The 13,379-nt window shown below is 35.1% G+C and carries 15 protein-coding genes; 3 read left to right on the top strand and 12 right to left on the bottom strand.

Features of this window, described 5'->3' with window-relative positions:
- Window position 1: 1 nt before the first annotated feature.
- The 11 genes from V6M85_RS11970 to purC form a co-directional block, all read right to left on the bottom strand.
- On the bottom strand, window positions 2-1,174 hold the full coding sequence (locus V6M85_RS11970; protein WP_338600437.1) for an argininosuccinate synthase: 1,173 nt from the start codon (window positions 1,172-1,174) through the stop codon (window positions 2-4).
- Between the two features lie 89 nt (window positions 1,175-1,263).
- Entirely contained in the window at window positions 1,264-1,401 is a 138-nt protein-coding gene (locus tag V6M85_RS11975) for a ribbon-helix-helix domain-containing protein (RefSeq protein WP_338600440.1), read from the bottom strand.
- 92 nt (window positions 1,402-1,493) lie between these two features.
- Window positions 1,494-1,949: a hypothetical protein gene (locus V6M85_RS11980; RefSeq protein ID WP_338600443.1), complete on the bottom strand. Its 456-nt coding sequence runs from the start codon at window positions 1,947-1,949 to the stop codon at window positions 1,494-1,496.
- 57 nt (window positions 1,950-2,006) lie between these two features.
- A complete protein-coding gene (gene purM / locus V6M85_RS11985; RefSeq protein ID WP_338600446.1) occupies window positions 2,007-2,978 on the bottom strand; it encodes a phosphoribosylformylglycinamidine cyclo-ligase in 972 nt (323 codons plus the stop codon).
- Entirely contained in the window at window positions 2,972-4,411 is a 1,440-nt protein-coding gene (gene purD, locus V6M85_RS11990; RefSeq protein WP_338600449.1) for a phosphoribosylamine--glycine ligase, read from the bottom strand. Before purD ends, purM begins: the two co-directional genes overlap by 7 nt.
- Window positions 4,412-4,418: 7 nt before the next feature.
- Entirely contained in the window at window positions 4,419-5,627 is a 1,209-nt protein-coding gene (locus tag V6M85_RS11995) for an amidophosphoribosyltransferase (RefSeq protein WP_338600452.1), read from the bottom strand.
- A gap of 5 nt (window positions 5,628-5,632) precedes the next feature.
- Window positions 5,633-6,988: an amidophosphoribosyltransferase gene (gene purF, locus V6M85_RS12000; protein WP_338600455.1), complete on the bottom strand. Its 1,356-nt coding sequence runs from the start codon at window positions 6,986-6,988 to the stop codon at window positions 5,633-5,635.
- Window positions 6,981-9,113, bottom strand: coding sequence for a phosphoribosylformylglycinamidine synthase subunit PurL (gene purL / locus V6M85_RS12005; RefSeq protein ID WP_338600458.1), 2,133 nt, complete (start codon window positions 9,111-9,113; stop codon window positions 6,981-6,983). Before purL ends, purF begins: the two co-directional genes overlap by 8 nt.
- Window positions 9,104-9,778: a phosphoribosylformylglycinamidine synthase I gene (purQ, locus tag V6M85_RS12010; RefSeq protein ID WP_338600461.1), complete on the bottom strand. Its 675-nt coding sequence runs from the start codon at window positions 9,776-9,778 to the stop codon at window positions 9,104-9,106. The genes purL and purQ overlap by 10 nt, the downstream gene beginning before the upstream one ends.
- Window positions 9,775-10,029 carry a phosphoribosylformylglycinamidine synthase subunit PurS gene (purS, locus tag V6M85_RS12015; protein WP_338600464.1) on the bottom strand — a complete coding sequence of 85 codons (255 nt, stop codon included), beginning with the start codon at window positions 10,027-10,029 and terminating at the stop codon, window positions 9,775-9,777. Before purS ends, purQ begins: the two co-directional genes overlap by 4 nt.
- Window positions 10,030-10,040: 11 nt before the next feature.
- Window positions 10,041-10,742: a phosphoribosylaminoimidazolesuccinocarboxamide synthase gene (gene purC / locus V6M85_RS12020; protein ID WP_338600467.1), complete on the bottom strand. Its 702-nt coding sequence runs from the start codon at window positions 10,740-10,742 to the stop codon at window positions 10,041-10,043.
- Window positions 10,743-10,838: 96 nt separating this feature from the next.
- Between purC and metG the strand changes: the two genes are divergently transcribed.
- Genes metG through V6M85_RS12035 form a run of 3 tightly spaced genes read left to right on the top strand, consistent with a single transcriptional unit; the run spans window position 10,839 to window position 12,797 of the window.
- The gene (gene metG / locus V6M85_RS12025) at window positions 10,839-11,195 is read left to right on the top strand and encodes a methionine--tRNA ligase subunit beta (protein ID WP_338600470.1); all 357 of its coding nucleotides are present in this window, start codon (window positions 10,839-10,841) and stop codon (window positions 11,193-11,195) included.
- Window positions 11,189-12,190 (top strand): NOG1 family protein, encoded by a 1,002-nt coding sequence (locus tag V6M85_RS12030; protein ID WP_338600473.1) that lies wholly within the window; start codon window positions 11,189-11,191, stop codon window positions 12,188-12,190. Before metG ends, V6M85_RS12030 begins: the two co-directional genes overlap by 7 nt.
- Window positions 12,171-12,797, top strand: coding sequence for a 7-carboxy-7-deazaguanine synthase QueE (locus tag V6M85_RS12035; protein ID WP_338600476.1), 627 nt, complete (start codon window positions 12,171-12,173; stop codon window positions 12,795-12,797). The genes V6M85_RS12030 and V6M85_RS12035 overlap by 20 nt, the downstream gene beginning before the upstream one ends.
- Here V6M85_RS12035 and V6M85_RS12040 read toward each other — a convergent pair.
- Window positions 12,735-13,364 (bottom strand): tRNA(Phe) 7-((3-amino-3-carboxypropyl)-4-demethylwyosine(37)-N(4))-methyltransferase, encoded by a 630-nt coding sequence (locus V6M85_RS12040; protein ID WP_338604788.1) that lies wholly within the window; start codon window positions 13,362-13,364, stop codon window positions 12,735-12,737. The two genes, V6M85_RS12035 and V6M85_RS12040, sit on opposite strands and share 63 nt — an antisense overlap.
- Between the last annotated feature and the right edge of the window lie 15 nt (window positions 13,365-13,379).

Raw genomic sequence — 13,379 nt, forward strand, 5'->3', positions numbered from 1 at the left:
GCTATCCCCTTACTCTTCTTGCCATTAATGAGTGCATTCCCCAAATTTCTATAAATCCTCTAGCCATCTCGTCAGTTGGATACCAACCTTTATTATAACTCGCAATTTTTTCAGAATATGGCGAGTAATCTGATTTTCTGCCTAATATTCTAAATGCGCCGTTATTTACTTCTACTTTAACCTCTCCCGACACCCATTTATTCATTTCATCAGCTATTTTATGTAAGGTTTCTCGTAGTGGTTCAAGCCATAATCCTTGGTATACCAGATCAGACCATAACTGGTCTACGTATTTTTTGAATCTTAATTCAATAGGAGTATAGATCATTTTTTCTAGATCAATATGTGAGTAAATTAAGCCTAAGGCAGCAGGCACTTCATACACCTCTCTTGATTTAAACCCTACAACTCTGTTCTCTATGTGTTCAACTCTACCAAATCCATGACTTCCTAACTTCAAATTAAGTAGGGCTACTAGTTTGTCCAATTCCATTTTTTCTCCATTAACTGCTACTGGTATCCCCTTATCGAATTCTATTGAAATTACCTCTTTATCGCTAGAAGTCTGCTTTGTCCACTCAAATGCGTCTTCTGGTACTTCAGCTGTCGGATCAGAGATTATATCTCCTTCTATACTTCGTCCCCATAGATTTTCATCTATACTATATTTATTGCTTTCAATTTTTATTGGAATTCCTTTCTCTTTTGCATATTTTATTTCATCTTCTCTTGTCATATTCCATATTCGGGCTGGTGCAATTATCCTAGCCTCTGGATATAAGGCTTTAACTGTTAAATCAAATCTAACTTGATCGTTCCCTTTGGATGTAGATCCGTGCGCTATTGCATCAGCCTTCTCTTGCCTAGCTACTTCAACTACTTTTTCAGCTATTAAAGGTCTTGCTAATGCTGTTGATAACGGGTATACTCCCTCATATAATCCATTCAATTTTATTGCGTACGAAATATAATTATTTGCGAATTCAGCCACAGCATCTATAGTGTAATGCCTAAAAGCGCCAGCTACGTAAGCTCTTTCTTCTATTTTTTTGAAATCATCTTTTTGACCAACATTTACAGTAACTGTTATAACGTCAGCCTTAAAGGTTTCCTTTAGCCACCTTATGGATACTGTAGTATCTAATCCTCCTGAATAAGCAAGGACTATTTTCATCTCACAAAAAGGGGTAAAGAGCTAGCTTAAAAACAATTTATATCATGAAAATAAGGCAGTCTCTAGATATAGAATGTTAAAGGTTTCCTTTAGCGCTTGCTCTTTATATAGAATTCAATAGCTTGCTTTATAAACTCGGTTCTACTATTCAGTCCAAGTTTTCTAGTATACATGTCTACATCTTTCAATATGTCTTCCCTTAATCTGACACTTACTACTTTTCGCATATATAATACAATCTCATCCATTTTTAAAAACCTAAGTGATACCGTGTTACAAGAATGAAGCGGATAAAGCAAAGGAATTATACAAAAAACTATTAACTTGCAGAAGTAAATATTACGGCTCTATTTTGTTGTATCTCTTGCTTTATCTTTTCAAGTTTTTGCATCATCATGTTTATATTTTCATTTAAAATTTCTTTATGATATTTTCTAATATGTTCCTCACTATCCTCTTTTGCAACAATTATGTTACATATTGAGCATTCATACGATCCATCATTTGACTTCCTAACTATTGGTTTTACTCCTTCTGAAATAGCCTTAAGTATGGGTACGAGCTTTTTAGCTTTCCCTTCACTTCCACTTTTCTCGATAATTCTTTGAGCATAACCACGAAGTTGATGTTTTGATATATTGTATTTATAGGCTACTGTAGCTGGTCCTTCTCCTTTTACTAGGTATTCCTCTAACGCTTCCAATAAATAGTCGCTTCCACCTAATATCTTTAAAGCTACATAATTTACTAAAGATTTTATATCTGTTTGTTTCATATAGAGGTCACTGGAACCCTCTATATTCTTTAGAGTTTAAAAGGTATACACATAATTCTATAATCTGAGAATTTCGTTCTTATAACTTCTGATAATGATCCCATTTCCATCATATACTCTACCAAGTTCATATACAGTTACGTATTTTTCTAGTTTTGTTTTTACTTCTTTCATTAGTTCTTCTGAAACAAATAAGACAATACCTATGCCCATATTGAAAACTTTATACATCTCTTCATGTGGAACTCCTGCTTTTTCGATAACTTTAAAAATCTCTTGTGGTTCTGGCATATTTAAAACAAGCTTATAACTAGTAAGCCTTTTAAGCTTTGTAAAGGCCCCTCCGGTTATGTGTGCAGCTCCTTTTATCATGTCCATTACTTCTAAAACCGGCTTGACATAAATTTTAGTTGGTTTTAATAACTCAGTTTTATAATCATCAAAGGAAATTTTTCCTTCATCTATTAATTTTCTGACTAACGAGTAGCCATTTGAATGTATACCATTGCTTTCTAGACCCAAAATAATATCTCCGGGCCTTATATCGGATCCTGTTTTTAATTTGTCTACAATTCCTATCGCTGTGCATGATAAATCAAATCCCTTAATTACATCTGGCATTATTGCGGTTTCTCCCCCAATAATCTCCACATCTGCCTCTTTCGCACCTTCTACTAAACCGTTAACTATCTCATTTACTATATTATCCATTGGCCTCTCTAATGCAATATAATCTACTAAGGCGAGGGGTTTAGCGCCAACGCATATAAGATCATTTACGTTCATAGCTACACAGTCTATGCCTACTGGCTTTACTAACCCACTTCTCAATGCGAGTAATGTTTTAGTACCTACTCCGTCAGTGTGCATTGCAAGATTAAGGTTACCTACTTTTATCACTCCAGAATAATGACCAGCTCCAATTACAGTATGTTTGTAAGTACTCGATATAATTCGTGAGATCTCCTCATGATAGCCATGCAATTTATCTAAATCAACTCCCGCTTTCCTGTATTCTCCGCTCACCAAAGACCACCATTAGGAGACCAATCAGCAGAAACTCCAAGAATACCTTTTCTTTGCCTATTCATATAGGAATATCTTACAATCTCAGCTTTTTCTATTTGATAATTGATATTCTTTCCAATGTCAGATCTGTATACCAGTTTAGTATCAGCAGAAACGTAATTAATACACTTATCTACTTTTTCAGAAGCCTCTTCCAGTTCTCCAATTGCAACTATCTCTAAAGCTCTTGAACCTTTAGTTATTAGTTGCATTCCTTCCATAGATATAGAGCCGAAGAATACAATACATCCATTTTCTCTCATTTTATCTAGATCTATTGATATTCTGTGTCCGGAAGCCATTTGTCTTGAAATTGGATATCCTAATGGTGCAACAGCCTTGACCACTGATGCTCTCTCATTTACCTCTATCTTACCCTTATTGAGGTGTCCGGTTGCCGTCAACTCGATTATCTCTCCAAAATCTGAGTTAATTCTTGGGATAATAGCTGAGGCTTCTGGATCGCCGAATCTTGAGTAATATTCAATTACTGTAGGTCCCCAAAGTTCAGTTAGCATCATTTGACCTGCTATTACTCCTACATAACTTTCTCTAACTTCTTTGTATATTGCTTCTATTGTGGCTTTAACTATATCATAAGTAATATTATACTCTTCCTCATTTATAAATGGTAGCAGATTATGTGGACCAGAAATCGATCCCATTCCGCCCGTTTCTGGACCTATTCCATCTTGGTATGCATTTTTATAATCTTGAGCTAATGGTAAAGGAATTGTAGTTTTTCCATCGGAGAGTACATGTAATGTATATTCTGGCCCGTCTACCTTTTCTTCAATTATAATTTTTGGCTCTCCTTCCTTATTGTATAGATTACCTATATCCTTAACGCTTTTCATTAGGGCTTCTCTTTTATCCTGGGTTAAATAGGCCTCTAGATCAGCTACAACTTTTACTCCTTTTCCTCCAGCTTGTCCTGCAGGTTTTATTGCAACAGAACCACCATATTCTAATATGAACTTTGCAGCCTCCTCTATAGTATAGAACGTTCTATATCTTAATCTCCCTGGAATACTATATTTCCACATCAACTCTCTTGCCCAAGCTTTTGATTCCTCTATCTTTGCGCATTTTCTACTAGCTCCAAATACGGGTATTCCTTCTTTTCTAAACACATCTGCAACTCCATGGAATAACGGTTCCTCTGGGCCTATAACTCCTAAATCTGGATTTACTTTTCTTATTATATTTTCAATAGTATCAGATGAGTTAATATCACCTACAAAATATTCTCCATTGCTTCTCTTAACTATCGAATTGATTCCAGGGTTAATATATGACGACATTGCATAAATCCTATAATTATTTGGCGATTTTTCCAAGGCGTAAGCTAGTGCATTTTCTCTAGCTCCATCTCCAATTAGTAATACTTTCATCTTTCTATCACCATGGATACTTTTTAGTCATGCAACCTAAACAGAGATTAGTATGACCTACAACTTTAAATAAACCTTCGAGACTTAACCAATTTATTGAGTCTGCTCCTAGGACTCTTGCAATAGTTTTGTCGTCAAGATTTGCTGATATTAACTCTTTTTCATCTGGTACTTCCACTCCATATGGGCACTGAGATATTAGTTTAGGACTTCCTATTAGGACATGAACCTCCTTAGCACCTAACTTTCTTAAATTAAATATAGTGTTTTTAAGTGTAGTTCCAGTAACCATCGAATCATCTATCAGAACTATCCTTTTTCCCTTAACTGCGCTCTTTATGGGGTTTAATTTAAGTTGGACTCCAATTATTTTCAAGAACGCATCAGAAGCTAACATTGTCCTTATTGGACTTCCAGTTCTAGTAAATCCTAGATCTAATGGGAGATTTAATTTCCTAGAATAACCAATTGCAAATGGCAATGCAGTTTCCGGGACCCCTATAACGGAATCCGCTTCTATTGGGTATTCTATCGCTAATTCTTCCCCTATTTTTACTCTTAGGTCATAAATCTCCCTCTCATTTACTATACTATCTATTCTAGCTTGATATACATACTCTATGGTACAATATGCCTTTTTAGGCGTTTTAACTTGTCTAGACTCTAAATGGTACTTATCAATAATCACTAGTTCCCCTGGCTTAATTTCCCTCTTGAGTTCTGCTCCTATAACGTACATTGCTGTAGGTTCCGAGGAGATAATTGCCAAATCAAAACCAAACCCGCCTAGGCTTAATGGTTTAAGGCCTAATTCATCTCTATAGGCAATTAATTGCCCGTCTTTGCTAAGAGCGATGAACGTTATTGGTTCTTTTATGGACTCTTCTATTGTTTTTTCTGGGTCCTTCATTAGTTGTTTAAAAATACTAATATCTTTCACTGGGCCATCAACTACTACTGCGCTGTTATCAAATAACAAAGGATAGCTGTGTCTAATTCCTGCATAACCTATTCCTGCCCATCCTCTCATTTCTCTGATTTCTAAATCCTCTGGCGCTACGTTTTCCGATTTAATTGAGATATTGCGATCCTTACTTAAGATGGCTATTCCACTTCTGGAATAACCCCTATGTTGTAATCCTATTAATCCATAATATAGGAATTTAGATACATTCCACACTTCGTCAAATGCTAATATACCTAATATACCAGCCATTTATATCACTTCCCAAAATTCTTTTCTAACTCTTTTATATCATATTTAAATTTAAGTGGATAAATTCCTGAAAAACATGCAGTACATAAGTCTTTTCTACCTATTGCTTGAACCATCTCCTCAACCGTTAAATATTCAATCGAATCTGCGTCTAATTCCTTACCTATTTCCTTTTCTGACTTGTTGTAGGCTATCAATTCTTCTCTTTTTGGAAAGTCTATTCCCATGAAGCAAGCGTATTTAATCATCGGAGACCCTATACGTACATGGATCTCCTTAGCGCCACTGCTACGCAGCATCTTAATAATTCTCTTCATTGTATTTCCTCTAACTATTGAGTCATCTATTAAAATGACACGCTTATTCATAATTACCTCGGATACTACTCCAAACTTTTCTTCTAATACTTCAGTTCTCTTATCTTGAGTTGGCATTATAAATGACCTTACTGAAGATATCGTTCTCACCAGAGCCTCCTCTAATGGTACTCCGCTTTTTCTGGAAAAACCAAGAGCTATGGGTCTAGAGGAGTCTGGAACTGGGACTACAATATCTCCCTTTGCTGGGTGTTTTTCGGCTAAAACTTCACCTAATCTTATCCTAGCTAAATAAACCGAATAGCCATCAATGTTTGAATCTGGCCTCGCAAAGTATATGTATTCAAAAGAACAAGTTGCATAATTCCTAGTTCTTTCGTAAATCATCTCATCATACATTATTTTTCCATCATGTATTATCATTAGTTCCCCAGGCGAAATATGTTTCAGTACTCTTCCTCCTAATTGTTTAATTGCAGAGTCTTCAGATGATACTATTAATGAATCATTTAAAGACCCTACTGTAAGTGGGTGTAAACCCTTGGGATCTCTAAAAGCTACAATTTTACCATCCTTTAATAGTATTACTACTGAGTATCCACCATCTACAATTTCCATGAATTCTTTAACTATATTCAAAAGAGGATAGTGAGTTATGCGCTGTTTAAAGAAGTCATATATAAACTCAGTATCGGTTTTAAATGAACCAAATTTGTAATAATTACTGATGGTTCCATTAAATGCTACTACTATTTCAGAATCGCCTAATGGTTGAGCTTCCTCTACTGAACTAGCTCCAGTTGTTGAATACCTCACATGACCTATTCCGTTATTTACTAGCTTGTTGAAATTTTCCTTGAATACCTCATCAACCAGTCCAAGGCCTTTTATAGCTACTATCCTCTCATTTTCTGCGTATGCAACGCCAGCAGATTCTTGTCCCCTATGCTGAAGAAGCCTAATTCCTTCTATTATTAGTTGTATACTTGCCCTTTTAGGGCTAGATAAAGCGAAAACTCCACACTTATCATGTGCCTTATCCATTATTCGTCACCTCTTCTAAGAAATTAAAATAATTTTTAACTAAATTATCCAAATTATATATGGTATCATCAATTTTTAATAAACTAGAATTCCTATTCACTTTTCCTATTATTGAAGCCACAACACCTCTGCTTTTAGCTCTATCAATTATCCATTCTGGTTCATTTGTTAAAACTATGAAACGTCCGCCATTCTCTGAAAATAGCGTTTCTAATGTATTGTCACTATCGCTTAATATACTCTTACTATCTATCTCTATCCCATAACCGTGCACTATTACGTTAAATAGCGTAGCTATTAATCCACCCCTATTAACATCTTTTGCGAATGTGATCTTTTCTTCATTAATTGCATCTATTACTAATTCTGATGATAATAGGTCTTCTTGTAGTCTTGCCTTAGGAACTTCAGCTGAGATATTAAACATCTTAGAAAACAAAGATCCACCCAATTCCCCATGTGTGTATCCTAATAGCACTATATCTAGACCATCTTCTATGTTGTTCTTTAATAATTTACCTTGGATTAAACCTGCCATTACAATCAAAGGCGTGGGTTTAATCGGATTTCCTCTGCTATTTTCATTGTAAAACGATACTTTACCACCTACAATAGGGATGTTAAAGAACCTAGTTGCTTCTCCTATACCTCTTATTGCTTCTACGAAAGTATAATATACTTCAGGTTTCTTTGGATCTCCAAATTGTAGATGATCTACTGCTACTATTCCCTTAGCTCCTACTGACGCTAAATTTCTATAGGCCTCTGCTACTATTCCCTTTCCACATTCATAAGCATCCTCATAACATAGATCAGGGTTTGCATCACCCTTTACAGCAAGTAGCTTACCATTAGGTAACGCTATTACAGCACTATCAGCGTGACCGGGCTTTATAACAGTGGACGTGTTTACTTCATAATCAAACTGAGAGTAAACCCATTCTTTACTTACTAAATCTGGGTGAGAAAGTACAACTGATATTGCATCCTTCAAGGGCGGTAATTGAACGGTAGTTTTCTCGTTGCTCTTTTTTATTCTTCTTATTGGCCATATAAACCTTAGAGGGTTTAATAGCAAATCAGATGGAAGAGCTACCAAATCCTTATTATGATATCTAAACCTAATTATAGGATCTTTGGTTATTTCTCCTATTACACTACAAGGATATTCATACTGTTTAAATGCTTCACATACTTCCTCTACGTTTTTCTCGTCTACAGCATATAACATTCTTTCTTGTGTTTCAGAGATAATAATATCTGAAGGATCCATATCTTTTACACGTAATGGTATTTTTTCAATGTCTACTATTGCTCCAAACCCGTTAGCTATCTCAGTTACGGCTACTGCAAGACCACCGCCACCTAAGTCCTTAATAGCTTCAACCTTATCTGCTATATCTAATGTTACATCGAGGATAATTTTTCCCGCAAAGGGATCAGCAATCTGAACTGCACCTATCTCATTTTCTCCACTCAGCTTTCGTGAAGCAAAAGAAGCACCACCTAATCCATCTATTCCAGTAAGGCCAGCTAATACTAGTTTTAATCCTGGTCTATTTACTATACTTGGTTTTATTCTATCCTTTTTGACTACTCCAATTGCCGCGACATCGACTATTGGGTTGTCGTTATACGTATCATCGAAAGACAATTCTCCTCCAACTACTGGGACACCAATACTATTACCATAGGCTGCGATTCCTGCGATTATATTCTTAAGTAACCATACATTTTTTCTTATCTTAAGATTGCCCACTCTAATCATATCTAATAAGGCTATTGGTTTAGCCCCTTTACTGATAATATCTCTAATTATGCCTCCTACACCAGTTGCTGCACCATTAAAGGGATCAACTGCTGATGGATGATTATGACTTTCCACTTTCACTACAATTGCCCATCCATTACCTATATCCACTGCTCCAGCGTCTTGCCAATCAGTAATGCCCATTATAACATTAGGACTCTCCATAGAGAAACTTTTTAAAAATATTTTTGACGATTTATAGGAACAGTGCTCTGACCATACAGCATCTATGACTCTCCATTCAGCTTCGTCAGGTTCTCTGTTTAATCTCTTCCTTATCTCATCCATTTCAACTTGTAAAAGATTTATACCCATTTGCTTAACCTCCTTAGGAGAAGTAGACCATCAGTGGACCCATCTATTGAGGTTAACTTGAAAGAAGCTCTTTCTGGATGTGGCATCATCCCTATTACGTTTCCTTCATCGTTTGCAATGGAAGCAATGTTTAATAAAGAGCCATTGGGATTAACATTCTCATTGATGTTTCCGTTTTCATCGCTATATTGAAGAACCATGTGTGTCTTTGCGTATTCTATATCATCTACATAATATCTACCTTCTGCATGCGCAATTGGCATTTTAATTACTTTATTTTCTAGATCTTTAGTCAGTATAGTATCAGCTCTGATTACTTTTAAGTATACCCACTTAGAGATGAATCTTAGTTTTAAATTTGGAAGTAGCGCTCCTTTTAAAAGACCGCTCTCAACCAATATTTGAAAACCATTACATATTCCTATAACCGGTTTACCCTCTTCAGCCATTTCTTTTACTCTTTTCATGGTTTCCGTGCTCGCTGCAATGCTTCCAGCTCTTAGGTAGTCTCCGAAGCTAAATCCTCCAGGTAAAATCACTCCCTTATATTTATCTGGATCAAAATCCTTGTATTTTACAATTATAGCTGGTACGCCAGCTTCTACTAATGCCTTATATACGTCAGTCTCACAAGTAGTTCCCGGAAACTTGATGATTGCTATCATTCTCTCTTCACCCTTATTAGGATCTTATGGACTATGGGATTGAATAAACGTCCTTCAATTGCAATTTTTTCGATTAACTTTTTTGCCTCATCCTCACTATTAGCTTCAATTTTGAACTGTACGTATTTCCCTACTCTTGTTTCGATTACGTTTTTTGTATACTTCTCGATTACATATCTTTGTAATGTCTCTCCTTCTGGGTCTCTAACTGAATCCTTGTTTATCACTATTAGCTCCACATCGTATAACATCGTTGTAAACCTCAAGAGATAATTCTCTTAAGGAATTCCTCATATGACGCTTTTACTATACTTATATCTTGGCCTTTTCTATACAGATCTTTATCATATATCCTACCAGAGTTATCTCTAATTCTCATGCTATCTAACGATATCTCGTCTCCTATTACCAATTTATTACCTAAACGACCAAATTCTAATTTAAAATCATATAGTATTAACCCTTTGCTTTTAATGAAACTTGATAATATTTGATTTACTTTAATCATTATATCTTCTATCTGTTCAGCTTCTTTTCTATTTAATAATTTGAGATACTCCATATGGTAATAATTAAGTAAAGGATCATGGCGTTGATCGTCTTTTAAGAAAAACTCAACTATTGGTGGTTCGAAAATCTCACCTTCATTTATTGGCAGTCGCTTAACTATGCTACCAGTTGCTATATTTCTCAATACAACCTCTACTGGTATCATTTTCAATTTTTTAACTATCATCGTTCTCTCGTCCATCATCCCTACATAATGTGTATCGATGCCTTTACTTTCCAACAGTCTGAAGAAGAATGCTGAGGTTTGAGCATTTAAAACACCTTTACCTTCTAATACATCTTTCTTTTGGCCATCGCCTGCTGTTATATCATCCTTAAACCTTAGTAATACGTGATCTTTATCAAACTCATAAACTATCTTAGTTTTTCCCTCAGAAATTTTGTTGAGCTCCATTACGACTATTTTACATAGCCGATATAAAAAGTTAGCTTAGAATAGGAAATAGTTTTACTTAATTATGTAAATGAAAATCCTTATAACTGTTTGAATATGCTTAACCCCATGAGCACACAAATTACCATAGACGAATTTGCTAAGTTAGATCTTAGAGTAGGAATAGTAAAGCAAGCTGAGAGAATTGAAGGAACACGATTGTTAAAGCTGATTGTAGATTTAGGTTCAGAACAGAGGCAGATAATTGCTGGATTAGGAGAGTATTACACTCCAGAGGAGCTAGTAAACAAAAGGATTATAGTAATAGCAAATTTAAAGCCTAGACTAATTAGGGGTTTTGAGAGTCAAGGTATGTTACTTGCAGCTGGATGTAAGGAAGACGAAGCAAAAGGCATAAAGCCCAGAGTACTAACTATAGATGGAGAAGTTCCTCCAGGAACAAAAGTATGCTAAATCCGTTTGAAAGATTAAAAATTCCACCAAAAGTTAATGAGACAATTAAAAGTATGCTGAATAGATTACCCAAAATAGCTGGTTCTTCAGTTAAAGATAGAGAAATAAGGAGACTAAATGAATATTATGAAAGAGTTAAAAAATACTATACTTTTGTAGAGCAATTTCCTAGAATTGAGGAATTGCATCCTTTTTACTTAGAATCAATTAAGATCATAACGGACGTTGATAAACTAAAGATATGCTTATCAATTACTAGGAAGGCTAGCATGATATCTATGAGAATTTTAAAGAAATATGTTAACCAGATAAGGAAGAGTCCAGAGGAGGTTGCCAACAAACTAATGAGACAAGCTTTTGGAAGAGTAAGTTCAATACTTAGGAATTCTAGTGAGTGCATAGATAGTGTAATAAATATAGCTACTGAATTGAAAAAGATTAGAACGATAGATCCTACATTGCCCACTATTATTGTTGCAGGTCCTCCTAACGTAGGAAAATCCACATTAGTTACGAAAATCTCTACTGCTAAGCCTGAAATTGCTAATTACCCTTTTACTACAAAGGAAATCCACGTAGGTCACGTTATTTTAGACCTATTACGTATTCAAGTTATTGATACTCCAGGAATTTTAGATAGGCCAGAAAATGAGAGAAATAAAATAGAACGGAAAGCCATTAATGCAATAAGAAATCTTAATGGAATAGTCCTATTCATGTTTGATACCTCAATTTCTTCTGTTCTGTCTATAGAAAGTCAGATCGAGTTATTTAAAGAAGTTAAGTCTATGAATAAGATTATTATTCCCGTTATTAACAAAATTGATGAAAGATATGAGGAATACTATAAGAGGATTGTTAATTTTCTTCAAAGTGAAGGAGTTACTAAATGGTATGAGATAAGTGCAGAAAAGGGAACAGGATTAGATAAGCTAAAGGAAGAACTTTTTAGTCTAATATTGAGGGGTAATATAAATGATATATCGCGTAATTGAGATTTTTACGTCGATACAGGGGGAAGGCGAGGTTATAGGCACACCTTCAAACTTCATTAGACTTGCAACTTGTAATCTAAGATGTGTTTGGTGTGATACGAAATATTCATGGGAAATTGGTAATCAAATGAGCATTGAAGAAATCTTATCTAAGATAGATAAAAAGATAAAGACTACCACGATAACTGGAGGAGAACCTTTACTTCAAAATTTGGTACCACTTGCTAAGGAACTTAAAAGAATAGGGCATAGGATTGTAGTGGAAACCAATGGTACTATTAAACCATCAGAGGAATTAAGAAAAATTATTGATGTTTTTTCGGTTTCTCCTAAGCTTAGTAATTCAGGACATAGGTTGAAATATGATTTCACCGACGATTGGGCCACGTACTATAAGTTCGTTATAGTTTATCCTAATAAGGATATTGATGAAGTCGTGAAATTCGTTGAGTCTCAAAAGATTGATCCTAAAAAGGTAATATTGCAACCTGATGGAAATAGAAAGGACTATTTAAATGCGTTAAATGAGATAATACAAGTAGTATTAGATAGGGGTCTTCAATTTAGGGTCCTTCCCCAATTCCATAGGATTCTTGGAATTAGATGAGAGAATTTCTTCTAGTAATTTCATTTTTTGTTTCCCCTTAATTAACACTTCATTTGCTACGTTAACCAAAGTTGTTAGTTTATCTTGCTCAACTTTTTCTGTATTGGAATTCCTTAAAAGATGGACCATTCTTATTCCAGTTCTTAGTTCTACTAATACTCCCTTTTCATTTGTTGTCAAAATTCCGCTATGTTTAAATCCTGCATTGCGGGCTATCTTTAATATTTCCCAAGCAGAGTCTATATTCTTAGCATATGCGTGAACTATCGGACCTTGTACTATTAACCATAATCTTCTAACCTGATCTTTATCTAGTACGTCTTCTATGTCTCGTACTGTTATGCCCAAATGGTTTTTAAATACAATTGTAGAGTTTTTTCTATCCCAAGGCATTTCGGAGTCTACTATTGTTATTCTTCCACTACAACTACTTTGAGTGTATACATCGTTCCTATATTTATAGAATGCTAGTAGGAAGTCCATAATATCTGGATCAAGATAACCTATTTCCTTGTCATGATATATTCTGTGAAGAGCCTTTTCTCTTAGTTCTTCCCACATTAGTATAAATTTAACCTACCT

The organism is Sulfolobus tengchongensis, from assembly GCF_036967215.1.
GTDB lineage: Archaea > Thermoproteota > Thermoprotei_A > Sulfolobales > Sulfolobaceae > Saccharolobus > Saccharolobus tengchongensis_A.